The organism is Bacteroides sp. OM05-12 (genome assembly GCF_003438995.1).
Taxonomy (GTDB): Bacteria; Bacteroidota; Bacteroidia; order Bacteroidales; family Bacteroidaceae; genus Bacteroides.
In genome coordinates, this window is record NZ_QSUN01000005.1 from 1 (window position 1) to 17,252 (window position 17,252).

At 39.2% G+C, this 17,252-nt stretch carries 14 protein-coding genes and 1 tRNA gene; 4 read left to right on the plus strand and 11 right to left on the minus strand.

All coding sequences use genetic code 11. The annotated features are described in order from the left end of the window. Positions 1 to 30: 30 nt before the first annotated feature. The 8 genes from DXB63_RS06045 to DXB63_RS06080 all read right to left on the minus strand — a co-directional run bounded on the left by DXB63_RS06045 (position 31) and on the right by DXB63_RS06080 (position 7,198). The gene (locus DXB63_RS06045) at positions 31 to 924 is read right to left on the minus strand and encodes an IS3 family transposase (RefSeq protein ID WP_122125512.1); all 894 of its coding nucleotides are present in this window, start codon (positions 922 to 924) and stop codon (positions 31 to 33) included. Next, complete coding sequence (locus DXB63_RS06050; RefSeq protein ID WP_122125513.1) at positions 855 to 1,394, minus strand: helix-turn-helix domain-containing protein; 540 nt, start codon at positions 1,392 to 1,394, stop codon at positions 855 to 857. The genes DXB63_RS06045 and DXB63_RS06050 overlap by 70 nt, the downstream gene beginning before the upstream one ends. A gap of 384 nt (positions 1,395 to 1,778) precedes the next feature. Next, entirely contained in the window at positions 1,779 to 2,954 is a 1,176-nt protein-coding gene (locus tag DXB63_RS06055; protein ID WP_122125514.1) for a metallophosphoesterase, read from the minus strand. Positions 2,955 to 3,033: 79 nt separating this feature from the next. Beyond that, positions 3,034 to 3,627 (minus strand): hypothetical protein, encoded by a 594-nt coding sequence (locus DXB63_RS06060; protein ID WP_122125515.1) that lies wholly within the window; start codon positions 3,625 to 3,627, stop codon positions 3,034 to 3,036. Positions 3,628 to 3,637: 10 nt separating this feature from the next. Next, entirely contained in the window at positions 3,638 to 4,126 is a 489-nt protein-coding gene (locus DXB63_RS06065; RefSeq protein ID WP_122125516.1) for an RNA polymerase sigma factor, read from the minus strand. A gap of 97 nt (positions 4,127 to 4,223) precedes the next feature. Further along, positions 4,224 to 5,108 carry a vitamin B12 dependent-methionine synthase activation domain-containing protein gene (locus tag DXB63_RS06070; RefSeq protein ID WP_122125517.1) on the minus strand — a complete coding sequence of 295 codons (885 nt, stop codon included), beginning with the start codon at positions 5,106 to 5,108 and terminating at the stop codon, positions 4,224 to 4,226. Between the two features lie 6 nt (positions 5,109 to 5,114). Then, positions 5,115 to 6,458, minus strand: a complete 1,344-nt coding sequence (locus DXB63_RS06075; protein ID WP_122125518.1) for a dihydroorotase — start codon at positions 6,456 to 6,458, stop codon at positions 5,115 to 5,117. After that, entirely contained in the window at positions 6,455 to 7,198 is a 744-nt protein-coding gene (locus DXB63_RS06080) for a polyprenol monophosphomannose synthase (RefSeq protein WP_122125519.1), read from the minus strand. Before DXB63_RS06080 ends, DXB63_RS06075 begins: the two co-directional genes overlap by 4 nt. 118 nt (positions 7,199 to 7,316) lie before the next feature. On the opposite strand from DXB63_RS06080, the gene DXB63_RS06085 reads away from it, so the two are divergent. Together DXB63_RS06085 and mfd are read left to right on the plus strand one after the other, a co-directional pair. Then, complete coding sequence (locus DXB63_RS06085; protein WP_233522809.1) at positions 7,317 to 8,240, plus strand: site-specific integrase; 924 nt, start codon at positions 7,317 to 7,319, stop codon at positions 8,238 to 8,240. Positions 8,241 to 8,286: 46 nt separating this feature from the next. Further along, positions 8,287 to 11,658: a transcription-repair coupling factor gene (gene mfd / locus DXB63_RS06090; protein ID WP_122125521.1), complete on the plus strand. Its 3,372-nt coding sequence runs from the start codon at positions 8,287 to 8,289 to the stop codon at positions 11,656 to 11,658. Positions 11,659 to 12,173: 515 nt separating this feature from the next. Here the strand turns inward: mfd and DXB63_RS06095 are convergent. From DXB63_RS06095 to DXB63_RS06105, 3 genes are all read right to left on the minus strand, one after another. Then, positions 12,174 to 12,250, minus strand: a tRNA-His gene (locus tag DXB63_RS06095). Between the two features lie 167 nt (positions 12,251 to 12,417). Then, the gene (gene nudC, locus DXB63_RS06100; RefSeq protein ID WP_122125522.1) at positions 12,418 to 13,203 is read right to left on the minus strand and encodes an NAD(+) diphosphatase; all 786 of its coding nucleotides are present in this window, start codon (positions 13,201 to 13,203) and stop codon (positions 12,418 to 12,420) included. A 115-nt stretch (positions 13,204 to 13,318) separates the two neighbouring features. Further along, a complete protein-coding gene (locus DXB63_RS06105; RefSeq protein ID WP_122125523.1) occupies positions 13,319 to 14,692 on the minus strand; it encodes an FAD-dependent oxidoreductase in 1,374 nt (457 codons plus the stop codon). A 172-nt stretch (positions 14,693 to 14,864) separates the two neighbouring features. Between DXB63_RS06105 and DXB63_RS06110 the strand changes: the two genes are divergently transcribed. Next, positions 14,865 to 16,715 (plus strand): hypothetical protein, encoded by a 1,851-nt coding sequence (locus DXB63_RS06110; protein WP_122125524.1) that lies wholly within the window; start codon positions 14,865 to 14,867, stop codon positions 16,713 to 16,715. Between the two features lie 102 nt (positions 16,716 to 16,817). Further along, positions 16,818 to 17,216, plus strand: a complete 399-nt coding sequence (locus DXB63_RS06115; protein ID WP_122125525.1) for a hypothetical protein — start codon at positions 16,818 to 16,820, stop codon at positions 17,214 to 17,216. Positions 17,217 to 17,252: the final 36 nt, after the last annotated feature.

Consider the following 17,252-nt stretch of genomic DNA (forward strand, 5'->3'; position numbering starts at 1 on the left):
TGAACTGCACCCCAAAAGTTGGACAGTTAATTATTTGTTTCTATAATTGATTCTATATTTAACAGGACTCATTCCTTTCAACTTACTTTTGATTCTTTTATTATTGTAATATTTGATATATTTATTAAGTTCTTCAATGAATAGTTTGAGAGATTGAAACTTCTGCAAATATATCAATTCTGATTTTAAAATACCAAAGAAGTTTTCAATAACCGCATTGTCCAGACAGTTCCCTTTCCTTGACATACTCTGTGTGATTCCCCTTTGCTGTAAAAGGGATCTGTATGCTTTTGACTGGTACAGGCATCCCTGATCCGAATGCAGGAGTATTTCTCCCTGTTTTGGGAGTCTGGGGAATGTCTGCCTCATCATTCTCCTGACCATCTCCATATTTGGTTGGCGACTAATGGCATATCCGAGTATTTCCCTGTTGTACAGATCAAGTACGGGGGAAAGGTACACCTTCTGTCCGCAGATGTGGAACTCTGTCACGTCCGTGACCAGTTTCCTGCCGGGCATTGCGGCATGGAAACAACGCTTCAACAGATTGGGTGCGGTCTTTCCCACTTCCCCCTTGTAAGAGAGGTGGCGTTTGCATCTGACCTTGCAGCGTATATCCAATTCCCTCATCAGCTTGAGTACGGTTTTAGGGGTTATCCGTATCCCGGCCATTCTCAATGACAAGGTTATTCTGCGGTGTCCGTACCTGCCGCGGTGGATACGGTTAATTTCGGCTATCTGTTGCTTGATACCGGCATATTTATCCTCTTGGGAGAGTCGGGACAAGCAATAATAAAACGTACTGCGTGCCATCCCTGCCACTTCCAACAAAGCCGGAAGAGGATGGAAAGGCCTTAATTCCCGGATGACAACGGCTTTTTGGAGGATGACTTCTTTTCCTCCGCCAGAAGTAAGGCCCGCAATTTTTTTAAGTAGGCGATTTCTGTCCGGGCTTTTTCAAGCTCCAGCTCAAGTTCACGCTCACGGGGAGTCCGGGCACGACGGGATGTTTTGTTGCTTTTCATTGGTGCTTCTTTTATCCTTCCCCGCCTGCCTAAATACATGAAACCCGGCAGACCAACGCTACGGTATTGACGGAGCCAGTTATAGAGGCTGGTCAGGCTGACACCATAACGGAGGGAAGCTTCACACAAAGATAAAACATTTGATGAGATATCACGAACAATGCGCAATTTATATTCCGGACTGAAACAACAAGGAGATTGGAACTCCAAACCGGAAACGCCATGGGCCAGATAACGACGGATTAACGTACCCACATAAGAAGAGGAAATACCCGTGAGAGAGGAGATTTCTTTCTGACTCAAACCCGAGTGGTAAAGACGAATGACCTCTTTTTTCTCGGACAAAGAATAACAATAACTTAATTTCATGTGTAAGACTCTTTTTTGTCCAACTTTTGGGGTGCAGTTCAAAAAAAAATACCTTCACTTCAACTACTTATACAGCAATCTTTTAATCCGAATAGTGAAGAGGTGAAGGCAGTTTCAAGTAATTTAAAATATGTACAAATACGTGGATTTCAAGCCCCTACACAACAGCGTCTTCAATATCCTGAAGTTCCACCTATTTGGGGGCAATTGCATAAATGGTTAACCCCGCGGGACTATGAATTTGGAGTTTCTTTTCTTGCAGGTTCAAGATTCTCTTGGTAACTTGTCACTGTGTTTCTTCTAAATCCTGCAATATATTAACCATATTAATGGAAAACCGATTGGTAGAGTTAAATATGCGCTAATTTAATTCCGCCAACGGGTTTAACTATTTTCTTTTTCTAATGTAATAACAGTAATTTCGGGCCAAGCTCCAAATCGAAATGGCATACCGATAAATCCTAATCCTACATTTACATACAGGTTTTGCTTTCCCTTTGTATACATTCCTTTCCATTCTTTATATACCCATGAAGAAGGAGAATGTTGCCCTATTGCAAACTGCATAGCATGTGTATGTCCTGCCAACATTAATTCTATATCTGTCTTGGAAAGAACTTCAGCTTCCCAATGAGTAGGATTGTGGCTTAATAAAATTTTAAAACCGTCATCAACTCCCTGCATTGCTTTCTGCAAATCGCCTTTTCCGTTGAATGGAGGTATTCCCCAGTTTTCTACACCTATGAGTGCAATACTGTCATTTCCTTGATGCAAGTAAATATGTTCATTATTGAGTAGTTGCCATCTCATATTGGTTTCTCGCTGTTCAAGCTCTGCCAGATTATCAGCTTTCTCTCTTTGGCTATTCCAATGATAATATGGACCATAGTCGTGGTTGCCTAATATAGAAAAAATACCGTCTTTGGCTTTCATTTTAGAAAGAATATCTTCAAAGCCATTTAATTCTGTGGCACGATGATTAACTAAATCGCCGGTAAATACAATTAAATCCGGTTTTTGTGCATTGATTAATTGAACGGCTCTTTCCAACTCTTTTTCATTATTAGTCCAGCTTCCGATATGAATATCTGATAATTGAATAATTTTGTATCCATTGAATGATTGAGGAATATTAGGCGAACGAAATGTAATGTCTTTTACGTCGAACTTTGTTTTTCCTATAATTGAACCATATAAAATACCTATTAAGCATGTTGAAGCAATTATTACTCCTAACCATGAAAAAGGCATGAAACTCCATTTGGCAATATATTTTAAAGGTAAGTCAAAGATTGAACAAACAAAGAACATTAGTTTAGGCAAGGCAAATACCATGAAAGTAATAATAAACCATCCTAAACAATAGTTCTTATCAATCGTAAACCTCTGGTCTGCAAAACATACAATCCAGATCAGGCCGATTAACAAAAATAGTGATGGTATGAAGTAAAGCACCTTCAATAGTGTGCTATCTGTTGAGCGTATAATAAACATCCGGTAAATGTAAATATCCGGGATGATAAGGATTAATGTCAGAATAAAGAATAATTTATTTATCATATTGTTTTTAATGTGAAAGTTCTCCGACTCACGCCGGAGAAACTTTCTTGTTAGAGAGTATTATTAAAACGGCTTAGGTCTACTTAATGTCCTGTAAGTCTGCAAGATTTTTCTTGATATTTATGATCTTGTTATGAAAAGCCTTTTTTATAATCCAGAAAGCAATACATCCTCCCAATAGCCACAGAACGATAAACATAACTTGTTGTTGCCAGGTTTTATGAATAAGATCAGATGTATAAGCTTGAATAATAATGCAGGATAAGAAGAAAATGGCACTGACATAATATTCGCATATCAGATACTGATGACAGCGGGTAATCCTTTTTACTACGGTTTTTACAGGCATCTTTTCGATATTTGTATTACGTAAATAATAATATGTATAAGAATCCCATAGACATCCTAAAAAGAGAAAAGTAATAAAGTAAACAATAACAAAGCTCACATTATGATTTTGTTGAATGAAAAAGCTTGTAATAAGTATTACCATTAATAAAAGTCCGATGATAAGAGTTCTCCGGCCATTACGCAATAATTTGGCTTTGGAGTAATCCGCTAGTTCCTTATGTTCTCGGATTAGTTTATCTACCGATTCTTCATTTATCGGATTGTTTTTCTCCAATCGTTCATTTAGAACATTCCATGATTTTTTTAATTCATCCAATTCCATATCTTCATGTTTATTCGTTCTTCATTTTTCTAAGTTTATCCTTTATCCGATTTAGTTTTGTAGCAACATTTGTTGTTGTCAATCCTGTTATCTCAGCTATTTCTTCATAGCTTTTCTCTTCCAGATAAAGTAAGATGATGGATTTGTCTAATTGTCCGAGCTTGTTTATCAATCGATATAACTCTCTTAACATTTCTTTGAAATCGTCTTTTTCATTTGACATCCATTCAGCTTCATGAGTAAGAGTTACAATTTCCGGTATGTTTTTTTCCTTACGGATAAAGCTGATACAAGTATTTAAAGCAATGCGGTATATCCAAGTCGAAATTTTACATTCTTTCCGGAATTTGGGAAAAGCCTTCCATAGATTTAATACAACATCTTGATAAAGATCACTTAGTGGAGCTGATGGAGTGGTGTAGAGATAGCAGACTTTATATATTACCCGTTCGTATGAACGGATAACTGTAATGAATTCCTGCTCTACCGTTTGTTCCATTGTCCGTTTCTTCTCTTTTTGTTTATTTGTCGCCGTTAGGCCTTATTTATCACAAAATGATTGATATTTATTGGAGGATATTGGCATATTTGTCCGATTATAAGTTTGCAGCAAGGAATTGACGCATTCTTGAAATTGGCATATTTCTTCGTGAAGCATAATCCTGCAACTGATCTTCTCCTATTTTTCCTACAGAAAAATAAAATGAGTCCGGATGTGAAATCATAAACCCACTTACCGAAGCATGTGGGTTCATAGCTCCGTTTTCTGTCAAAGTAATGCCTATTTGTTTCATATCCAGAAGCTCATCCAGCAGAAAGTTGATCGATTGATCCGGTATGGATGGGTAGCCTACGGCAGGACGTATTCCTTGATATTTTTCGATAAGCATATCTTTCATGTTCAGATTTTCATCTTGAGCATATCCCCATACCTCTTTTCGCACATATTCATGCATTTTTTCAGCTGCAGCTTCGGCTAAACGGCTGGAAAGCGTTTGGACTAATAAATGTTTATAAGAATCATTTTTATAAAAATCGTCAGTTTCGGCATTAAAGCTTGTGGCGAATACACCTATCGTATCTTTAATACCGGAAGAGAGCGGACGGATAAAATCACTCAGACAAAGATAAGTCTCATTATTGTTATGAGGAGTTTGTTGCCGAAGAAAAGGAATTGTTTTATTATTTATGATAATATCGTTTCCATTAGAGTTGGCATCTAATAGTTGGAAAACAGTTTTTACTTCAAAGTCCTCATCCAGTTCATTTAGCATTCGATTAGCTTCTTTGAACAGTTGCATGACTTCTGCTGCTTTAGTACGTTCTTCTTCCGGGAAGTCGGCTAGCCATCCGGCCCTACAAGCATCGCATCCGTGTATATCTACGATAGTAGCGAAACGGGGCTGGAATCCCCATGCATGGAAAAAATATATCCAGTTAATGTATTCTGTTAGTTGATGTATTTTGTAGGTTATTACCATAAAATATTATTGTAGTCTGAATTTTAGCTCTTCTCCTCTGTAAGTCTCGTCTACCAAGCCGCTATCATAAACCAATTTACCGTTAACAAATGTCTTTTCTACTTTGGAAGTGAAGCGATGTCCTTCCAAAGGACTCCATGCGCATTTACTTAGTATATTTTGTGAGGTCACTTCCCATTCTGCATTTGGATTGACGAGGACTAAGTCTGCCTGATAACCTTCCCGTATATATCCGCGATGATGTATCTCATATAGTTCTGCGGGAGCATGACACATCTTTTGCACTAATTGCTCTATGCTTAATATCCCTTCTTTTACCAACTCCATCATAGTGACAAGTGAAAACTGAATCATGGGCATACCTGATGCGGCTTTTAATGTTCCTCCTATTTTTTCAGTGAGTAAATGAGGGGCATGGTCGGTTCCTATGACGTCAATTAAATTGGAATTTAGTGCTTTTCTGAGTGCATCCCTGTTTGTAACCTCTTTGATGGCAGGATTACATTTGATGCGTGTACCAAGCGTTGCATAATCGTCTTTCGAGAAGAATAAATGTGCGATACAGGCTTCGGAAGTAATTTTTTTATCTTTAATCGGTTTATCCTCAAATAGTTGTAGCTCTTTTCCTGTCGTTACATGTAAAATATGCAATCGTGCATCGGTCTTTCGTGCGAGCGAAACGGCTAATGACGAAGAAGAATAGCAGGCTTCTGCATTTCTGATAACAGGGTGTAAGCTGACATCCGGATCTTCTCCATATTGTGCTTTAATAGCTTCAGTGTTTTGACGGATAATATTCTGATCTTCACAATGAGCAGCTACTAATATATTTGCTTTATTAAAGATCCTTTCCAGTGCTGCCATACGGTCTACCAACATATTTCCGGTGCTTGACCCCATAAAGAGTTTAATACCGCAAACACGTGTTTTATCCAATGATTTGAGTAGTTCTGTATTATTGTTCGTAGCACCAAAATAGAAAGAATAGTTAATGATACTGTTTTTTGCACCTAATTCAAACTTTTGCTCTAAAGTTTCAAGGGTGGTGGTTTGAGGTTGTACATTAGGCATATCCATGAATGAGGTAACTCCCCCGGCTACAGCAGCACGGCTTTCGCTAAATATATCGGCTTTGTGAGTTAGTCCCGGTTCGCGGAAGTGCACATGATCATCTATAATACCCGGTAAAAGGTACTGTTGTCCGGCATCAATCACTTCGTCACAAGTGGCAAGTGGTTCTTTGCCGTCACGCAAGATTTCACTGATGATTTCATTTTCAATGATTACAGAACCATTAAAAACTTCATTCTCATTGACGATACGTGCGTTCTTTATTAATATTCGTTTCATGCTTTCTTAGGATATTTGCGGAACCAGCTGTTTACTTTTAGTTTGATAACACCGAACACAGCTTCGCCAAAAATACTACTGTTCATTTTTGATGTTCCGAGTTCACGGTTAATGAAAATAACGGGAACTTCTATAATTTTGAAACCACATTTATAGGCGGTGAATTTCATTTCTATTTGAAAGGCATAACCTTTAAAACGTATTTTGTCAAGACCTATTGTCTCTAAAACTTGCCGGCGGTAACATTTAAATCCCGCAGTGGTGTCATGTACGGGTAATCCTGTAATAATACGTACATATTTAGATGCAAAGTAAGACATCAATACGCGTCCCATTGGCCAATTTACGACGTTAACCCCGCTGATATAACGAGAACCGATGGCAACATCGCCTCCTTCTTGGGTGCAGGCATTGTATAACTTGGGTAAATCGTTCGGATTGTGAGAGAAATCGGCATCCATTTCAAATATATAATCATATTTGTGCTCAATAGCCCATTTAAACCCTGTGATATAGGCCGTTCCAAGTCCCAGTTTACCTTTTCGTTCGATCATAAACAGGCGGTCCGGGAACTCCTTTTGCAATTCTTTTACAATAACTGCAGTTCCATCGGGTGAATTATCTTCAATGATAAGTATATGAAAAACTTTTTCTAATCCGAATACTGCTCGGATTATATTTTCTATATTTTCCTTTTCGTTGTATGTAGGAATGATAACGATACTGTCGGACGCTTGCATATGTTTGGTTATTCATATATGATGTATGCAAATGTACTACTATTTATGGAATCGTCTGTTTCTTTTTGCGTTATTTTTAATTATACAGAGTTATATAAACCTCTAAATGTTATTAAATATGACAACAGTAAAGAAAAAAAATGTTCGACGTTCCTTTATTTTATTTCTAGATGAACAAATCTCCCGGTTAAAGGAAGAGAACCGTTTGGGAACAGTTAAGACTTATTCATGTGCTCGGAAGAGTTTCGTGAATTTTGCGGGGAAAGACATCAAGTTATCCGCTATTAATCGTGATTTAGCGATGGATTATGAGTCTTGGTTAAAGAAGAGAGGAGTTTCGCGTAATACGATTTCTTTTTATATGCGTATACTCCGGTCTGTGTATAATAAAGCTGTCGACTCCGGTTTGGTCAAGCAATGTTATCCTTTTGTCAAAGTTTATACAGGGGTAGACCGTACCTCAAAACGTGCTGTAGGAGAAGATATTATCATGAGATTGAAAAGTATGGACCTTGAACCTAACACTCCTTTATCTTACGCGAGAGATTTGTTTGTATTCAGTTTTTATATGAGAGGGATGGCTTTTGTGGATATAGCGTACCTGAAAAAAAGTGATAAAAGAGATAATAACATACAGTATGTACGACGTAAAACAGGACAGATGATGACATTACGGTTAGAACCCTGTATGTTGGAAATAATAGATAAATATGCTCCTCTTACCAAAGACTCGGAGTATATATTCCCGATTATTACTTCGGCAAATGACAGTATCGCCTATAATCAGTATAAGAATGTATTGAGTTATTATAATAAGTTATTAAAGCAGCTCTCTGACCTTTTAGATTTACCTTGCCCGCTTACGTCTTATGTTTCCCGCCACACTTGGGCTACAACTGCACGAAATAGAAATATTCCGATCTCCATAATCAGTGCCGGTATGGGGCATACTTCGGAATTGACAACACGCATTTATCTTGATTCGTTGGATGCTTCGGCTATTGATGAAGCAAACCATGCAATACTTCAAAGATTTATATGAATAATCTCTCAAAGTTTAGTAATTTTGTACCGCTATATATAAAGGTATGGAGATTACTGAACTGCAAAGTATATATTCCAAGCATCCGAATATAGGAACTTTGGAAAAGATATTGAGAGATAATTCCGTAAAAACGGTTTTTCTGAAGGGGCTTTGTGCCTCTTCCGCTGCACTTTTGGCTTCTTCTTTTTTGAAGAAGCAGGAATATCCTTTTGTGTTTATTCTCGGTGATTTGGAGGAAGCCGGTTATTTTTATCATGATTTAATCCAGATTAATGGAGAGGGGAGAACTTTATTCTTCCCTTCGTCTTATCGTAGGGCAATAAAATACGGACAGAAAGATGCCGCCAACGAGATCCTTCGCACGGAAGTCTTGAGTCGTTTGCAAAAATCATCGGAACCGCTTTGTATCGTGACGTATCCTGATGCACTGGCTGAAAAAGTAGTTTCTCTGCAGGAATTGTCGGACAAAACATTGAAACTTCATAAAGGTGAGCAGGTGGATACGACGTTTATAACGGAAGTGTTGTCCGGTTACGGTTTTGAAAGGGTCGATTATGTGTACGAACCGGGGCAATATGCTGTTCGTGGTAGTATTATCGATGTCTTTTCTTTCTCGAGTGAATATCCTTTTCGTATTGATTTCTTCGGAGATGAAGTAGAGAGCATCCGTACCTTCGAAGTGGAATCACAGCTTTCCAAAGAGCGAAAAGAGAGTATTGCTATTGTGCCGGAACTGACAAGGAATAGCGGGGATGAAATCTCTTTTTTGGATTTCCTGCCGGGCAATACAATGCTGGCTATGAAAGATTTCCTTTGGGTACGTGAGCGTATACAGGCTGTGCATGATGAGGCGCTTTCACCGCAAGCGTTGGCGATTCAGGAAGATGAGGAACGGGCGGAATTTAACTTGGAAAAGAAACTGATAGACGGTAGTGAGTTCACCGTAAAAGCGTTGGACTTTCGTCGTATCGAATTTGGTAATAAGCCCACAGGTACGCCTCAGGCTACAATCACTTTCGATTGTTCTCCGCAACCTATATTCCATAAGAACTTTGACTTGGTAAGCACTTCTTTTAAGGAATATCTTTCTAACGGCTATACCTTATATATATGTAGTGACAGTACGAAACAGACGGATCGTATCCGTGCTATTTTTCAAGACCGTAATGATGATATTCCTTTTACGGCATTAGACAGAACATTGCATGAAGGGTTTGCCGATAATACGTTGCGTTGTTGTTTCTTTACCGATCATCAGATATTCGACCGTTTCCACAAATATAATTTGAAAAGTGACAAGGCAAGGGGAGGTAAGGTGGCACTGACTTTGAAAGAGCTGAACCAATTCCAACCCGGCGACTTCGTTGTGCATACCGACCATGGTATCGGACGGTTTGCAGGACTTGTCCGCCTGCCGAATGGCAATACGACGCAGGAAGTTATCAAGCTGGTTTATCAGAATGAAGATGTTGTTTTCGTGAGTATCCACTCGCTTCATAAGGTTTCCAAATATAAGGGAAAAGAGGGGGAACCTCCGCGCTTGAATAAGTTGGGAACAGGAGCTTGGGAGAAGATGAAAGAACGGACAAAGACCAAGATTAAGGATATTGCCCGTGATTTAATCAAACTTTATTCGCAACGAAAAGAGGAAAAAGGTTTTAGTTTTAGTCTGGATTCTTTTATGCAACATGAACTGGAGGCTTCTTTTATTTATGAGGATACTCCCGACCAGCTCAAGGCCACCCAAGAGGTAAAACAGGATATGGAGAAAGACCGTCCGATGGATCGTCTGATTTGTGGGGATGTGGGATTCGGAAAGACGGAGGTTGCCATTCGTGCGGCATTTAAGGCAGTTTCGGATAATAAGCAGGTCGCAGTATTGGTTCCTACTACGGTGTTGGCTTATCAGCATTATAAAACTTTCAGTGAACGCCTCAAGGGTTTTCCGTGTAAGGTAGATTACTTGAGCCGTGCCCGTAAACCAGCCGATGCAAAAAGGGTTCTGAAAGAGTTGAAAGAAGGCGAAGTCAGCATTTTGATCGGTACGCACCGTATTATTGGAAAGGACGTCAAGTTTAAAGATTTAGGATTACTGGTTATTGATGAAGAACAGAAATTCGGTGTAGCGGTCAAAGAAAAGTTGAAACAACTGAAAGTCAATGTGGATACCCTCACGATGACTGCAACTCCCATTCCCCGTACTCTTCAATTTTCATTGATGGGTGCGCGTGATCTTTCTGTTATCAGTACGCCACCTCCCAACCGCTATCCTATACAGACGGAGGTGCATACCTTTAATGAAGATATAATCCGGGAAGCGATTAATTTTGAGATGAGTCGTAACGGACAGGTATTCTTGGTGAATAACCGTATTCAGAATCTTCCGGAATTGGAAGCGATGGTGAGGCGGAATGTTCCGGATGCTCGTGTTTGCGTTGGGCATGGGCAACTAGAGCCAGAAAAGCTGGAAAAGATTATCCTTGATTTCGTGAATTATGATTATGATGTGCTTATAGCCACAACTATTATAGAAAGTGGTATAGATATACCTAATGCAAATACCATTATTATTAATCAGGCTCAAAACTTCGGCTTGAGTGATTTGCACCAGATGCGCGGGCGCGTGGGGCGTGGAAATAAAAAGGCCTTTTGTTATTTGCTGGCTCCTCCTTTAAGCAGTTTGACACCGGAGGCAAAGCGCAGGCTACAGGCGATTGAGAATTTCTCGGATTTGGGAAGCGGGATTCATATTGCCATGCAAGATCTTGATATACGTGGTGCCGGGAATATGTTAGGGGCGGAACAAAGCGGCTTTATTGCGGATTTAGGTTATGAGACTTATCAGAAGATACTGAATGAAGCAGTAAAAGAACTGAAGACAGAAGAGTTTGCGGATCTCTATGCAGAAGAACCGGAAGTGGGTGAGGAGAAGATAAGCGGCGAGAATTTTGTCGATGAATGTACGGTTGAGAGTGATTTGGAATTACTATTCCCGAATGAATATATACCGAGTAGCAGTGAGCGTATGTTGCTTTACCGCGAACTGGATAATATGGAACTGGATAAAGACGTATCGGAATTTAAGCTGAGACTTGAAGATCGCTTCGGCAAGATTCCCTCCGAAGGTTTGGAACTTTTAAGAATCGTGCCTTTGCGCCGTATTGCCAAACGTCTTGGAGTGGAGAAAGTATTCCTGAAAGCGGGGAGAATGACTCTTTTCTTTGTGAATAATCCTGATAGCCCTTACTATCAAAGTGCGGCTTTCGGTAAAATCATTGATTATATGGGGAGGTATCCGCGTGCCTGTAATTTGCGTGAACAGAATGGGAAACGTAGTATGGTAATTAAGAATGTGGAAACAGTGGAGATTGCCGTCAGCATTCTTCAGGAGATTGTATCTTTGAAGGGAGAGTAATATTTCTTTTTGTATGTTCTCAAAGTAACTATTACCTGCAAGCTTCATCCTTCAGCTTGCCGATTTTATATTGATACTGAATGAGTTATCCTGAAAGATGGAATCATTCAGAATATTACTCATCATTCATTATCGGCTGAACCTTTTTTCTAAAGAAAGTTCAGGATAACGAACTGGTAATCAAACCTGAATTCACAAGCTGAAAGATTGAAGGTTGATTGAGGGTAATTCGTTTTTTATACTGTTTTTCACCGATAAACATCTTGATGTTTTTTTAAATCATCAGGTTGTTTGAAAAAAACATAAGGTCGTTTGATTACGAAGATACGGTCGATTGTTCGCAAACGATAGGAGTTTGTAGACAACCGACCGTATCCTAAACAATGGCTGTTTCCACCAACAATTAATCAACAACTACAAGAATAGAGGGTATTTATTTAAGTTTTGGCACTGAATATAGACCTTGGCGTAAAAGAAAAATCCTCGACAATCTATTGATTATCAAGGATTCTCTTTGGGGTGGCAGATGGGACTCGAACCCACGACATTCAGAACCACAATCTGACGCTCTAACCAACTGAACTACAGCCACCATATTTGCTTTCTCAAAAGCGATGCAAAGATAGATATTATCTTTTAATCTGCAAATGTTTTAGACGTTTTTTTAATAATAGCACGAGAATTTTACTCCGTTCCCTGTCTATGCAATTTATGGCGGATTACAATCCCATTGATTGCCAATAGGGTAGGTATTTGTATTTACTGTTGGGTTTCCAACCAATGGTCAATTAATCTCCTTGCCATGCTTAGTTTTCGGGGCAATTCCGGTAAGTTGTCTTTGGTGTAGAATGCTCCGGAACTTAGCTCCTCATCTTGAAGCTTGATTTCTCCGCTTACATAATCGGCTGTGAAACCTACCATAAGGCCACTTGGATAGGGCCACGGTTGGTTACCGAAATAAGTGATGTTGTTGATGGTCAGTCCGGTTTCTTCCATTACTTCACGTTTGACGCATTCTTCGAGCGTCTCACCGGTTTCAAGGAAACCTGCTACCAAACCGTGGAAAGTGCCTCGGAAGTTACGGGCATGCACTAGAAGGATGGAATCATCTTTACGTATGAGTACGATAATTGCCGTAGCTATTGCCGGGTAATACTCTTGCTTGCATTGAGGACATTGCTTACAAATAGGAGTGGTTTGGATTGTTTTGATTCCGCATGCCGGACAGTATCGGCTATTTTTATCCCAATGTAATATTTCGGCAGCTTTGCCTGCCATATTATAGAGTTTTTCTTCAATATAGTCATAAGAGGCGCGTAACCCCATCATTACATATTGGTCGGATTCTTCAACCGGATGGTCTAAAGAGAGCGTTTTACAAACAATTCCGTCCAAAGAGGCTACTTCATGGACAATCACATTTGGGAGTGTCGGGATAAGAGAGTCATATTCGTTAGGGATGGTATGTTTTCCGTTTCTCTTTTCCAATAGGATATTGTCTTTATAGAAGATAAACCAGAATGATTTACTGTTATTTGCAGTCATTATCGTAGTATTTATAATTGGACTGCAAAAGTAGGAATAATATTTTGAAATCTGTTTTTAAAAAGACCGGAGTTTACCGTGTATAAGATATTTATGTGGCAAACTCCGGTGATTATTAAAAGTTAAATAAATCATTCAGTGCCTCGCTTACACTTGGATGTGTATATATGGAATCCCGTAAGATGGTGTAGTCCTGTTGGGTACGCATAGCGAGTGTGACAAGATTTATAATCTCATTGGATTCCTCGCAGAACAGGGTACACCCCAGAATCTTGTGAGTATTTTTATCGATTACGGCTTTCATCAGTCCGTCCGTATTCCCTAAAGTCTTAATCCGTTGGTTGTCTGCCGCAGGTATTTTGACAACAGTAACATCCAAATCCCTTCTTAAAGCCTCTTCTTCATTTATACCTACATGTGAGAGTGGAGGATCGATGAAAACAGAATAGGCTACTATCTTGCGGTCGGATACTTTTCGGGTTTTATTTCCGAATATGTGATCCAATATGATACGTGAATCATCTAAAGATATATAGGTGAATTGCGGCCCTCCTTTTACATCTCCCAATGCGTAGATGTTAGGGACATTGGTTTGTAGAGAATCATTGGTAAGAATAGCCCCTTGAGCGTTGGTGGTGATTCCTGCAGCCGAAAGGTTTAATCCCTTTGTGTAGGGTCTTCTGCCTGTAGCCAATAAAACGGCATCCGCTTCCACATGATAAGGCAAATTATCTTGTGTATCGGTGTAAGTGATTGTAGCTCCGTTGGCGGTATCATATACAGTTTGAACTTTCGCATTCATCTTGAACACGATTCCCTTTCTTTCGAGCGATTCTTTCACACTGTAAGCTATGTCACGGTCTTCCCGGGGAATAAGATGATTGCCGGATTCCAGTACAGTGACTTTTGAACCGAATTCGGCATACATGGAAGCAAATTCAAGTCCGATATAGCCTCCTCCGATAATGACCAAATGCTTAGGCAATTCCGTTAATTCCATGATAGAAGTGCTGGTATATACAAATTGGCTCTCCTTTACTCCGGTTATATCAGGTATGACAGTTTCCGAACCGGTATCGATGAATATATATTTCGCTTGAAGTTCAATGATCTCTTTATCAGTCTTTACAGATACGGTTTCTGTTGAAACAAACGATGCCTCTCCATTATATACGGTTACATATCCGGTATTGATTAATTTATTGTAATTGTTGTCCCGAAGTTGTTGGGTCAGTGCGTTCTTCTCATTAATAGCCTGACGATAGTCACTCGCTTGTTCCAGAAAGTTCCTGAATTCATTACAGCTGTAAGTCTTGGCTTTGTGGATTAAGAATTTGGTCGGGATGCATCCTATATTCGGACATGTGCCTCCGTACATCTTGTTGGAACGTTCTATCAGAGCGATTGTCCATCCTCTTTGGGCAAACTTGGCAGCAAGTGTTTTACCGCCTTTTCCGAATCCGATGATAATGGCATCGTATTGTTTCATATCTTTTCTTGTTTTATGGTTTTTATTCTAAATGTTTAAACAGTTGAAAGGAAGATTCTGTTCGATTGGTTTTCAATCTTTCTTTCTCTTTAAAAAGAGTGTAATTTAAGCATAAATTTTCATGAATCAAATTTGTTACTTATATTTGTCAATATGCTTTAGATTTATTGCCATGAAACAGATACTTCTTTTCCTTTTCTTATTGGGTATATCTTCAGGTATGTCCATGGCTTCAAATGATACGGATCCGACTATACGCGATTCGGTTCGGATAAAATTAAACCAGCCCTGTGAGGATGTGGGTGAGCTCTTACTTTCTGTGAATGATTTTATATTGAGTCATGCACAAGAGGATGCTCAACTGCGTTTTGACCTGATAAGGCAGGAAGTGCTTCCTTTTGCATTGAAAAAGGAAAATCAAAAAGCCTATAAAGGTATAGCGTGGTTGTATTTTAACCTGTCATTGCTGTATGAGGAATGGGAGAAACATGTAGAGGCGTTGGCAATGATGGATTCTGCTGTGTATTGGATTGACAAATCGGGAGACCGTGCCCGGCAGGCGAGACTCTATTATGCTTATGGTGATCGCCAGATATATTGCGGCAGTGTTGCAAAAGGGCATGAATATTATTATAAGTCTATAAAACTTTATGAAGAGTTAGGAGGATATGAGAAAGAAATTTCAGCTTGCTTCTTTCAATTGGCTACAGGCTATTTGCAGATGCTGGATATGGACGGATTAAACAGAATTGTAGAGAAAATGACGGAGTTGAATAAAAGGAAGACGCTAATACCTTGTTCGTATGACCTTTATTCTGTATTGACGGCGAAATATTCCATGTTGTCGGATGAGCATCCTGAAAACAAGTCTTTCCTTGATTCTATTATTTACTATTCTCATAAGTCCATCGAACTGATAGAGAAACACGGTGATGAATTGCCCGGAACCATGCCTGCATGGAACTATTATAATCTGGCGTGTATCTATGATGACAAATTCGATCCTCCGCTTTATGACAGTATCTCCTATTATCTGGATAAGGCAATAGAAGTGAAGAAATATACCGAATCCGTGCGTCGTGAAGTCAATATCAGTGTATTCGACCTTCAGGCTTGGGTGTTCTATCAGCAGAAACAATATGCGCAGGCGGAGCAAAAGATGATGGAAGTTATTAGTTTGCTGGAGGAAAGCGGGGATGTTAATTCTCTGATAACGGAGTATGGTGAGGCATACGGGTTGTTGGTAAAGATTTATGAAGAGACGAACCGTCCGGTGCTTGCGTTGAAATATCAGAAACTGATGAATGATATACATCGGAAACGTTTCAATCAGGAGAAGATGGAAGCGTTGAAAGAGCTTGAGGTGAAGTACGAGGTGGAGAAAAAAGAAAACCAGATAACATGGCTGGAAGAGAAAAATCAGGCGGCCCGTAAGACGATTATATTGGTGGTTTTTTTCCTGATTGCTTTATCTTTTGTGTTGATATTGATTTTGGTTTTATTCAGACTGCGTAAACGTAATTTGGAACAGCAGGTTTATGAATCCGCACTTCTTGCCGAGTTGAAACAGGATGAACTGGTACAAAGCAGTTCGGAAAAGAAACGTTTGCAGGAAGAGTATGACAAACTTTCGGCACTTGCCCGTGAAAATGAGGATTTAGCAAAGAAATATGAGGTGCAACTCAGTACCATTAAGCAACAGATCAATCAAGGTACGGTAGCGTCCGTAATCGGTAAGATGGTGGATATTGTGGAGCACTCTTTATTGGATACGGAAACCAAACAACTTTATGCAGGAAAACTGTTTTCTCTGGATACTGATGAAATGGAAAAGTTGTTTCTTCCCGTAGGAGATAAAATGACTTCTATGGATATGAAATATATCCTTTGTTTCTATGTGGATATGGATGCGAAAGACATCGGATTGATGTTTAATGTGGAAGCGGCAAGTGTCTATACGGTTCGTTATCGTATCCGTAAGAAATTCAAGGATTATCCGTCTTTCAAGTTCTTAATGGGCTAAAATAAGCGTATTTAGCGGTATCTGACAAGTTTAATCTATATTTGTCTATATTTTATTTGTCTGTTTAGGTCTAATTTTGTTTCCTGTTAACAAAATTGGATTATGGGACAAGATTCTATAAAAGAGAACGAGACTGTTGTGCAATTATGCGACGGACAAAAAAGCGTATCTACGCGAAGTATGAGCCGTACGGTCATAGCTGCTATGGCAAATAAAATCATAGATATGATTCTTCACGCACCATTAGAGCCGGATTTGAAAGAAAACTATTGCAGAAAATTGTCCGGCCTTGCTTCAGACGAAGGTTTAATCATGATTTTTCTTTCTTGCGATTGCAAGATTACGCCGATGGATATGAAATATATTCTCTGCTTTTACATTGATATGATGGTGAGAGATATCAGCCTTACTTTCAATGTGGAAGTAGCCAGTATATATACGGTTCGTTACCGAATCCGCAAGAAGTTCAAAGACAATCTGGCTTTTCAGTTTTTAATGTAGATTCTTCTTATATACCTTATTATATATTTAAAACTT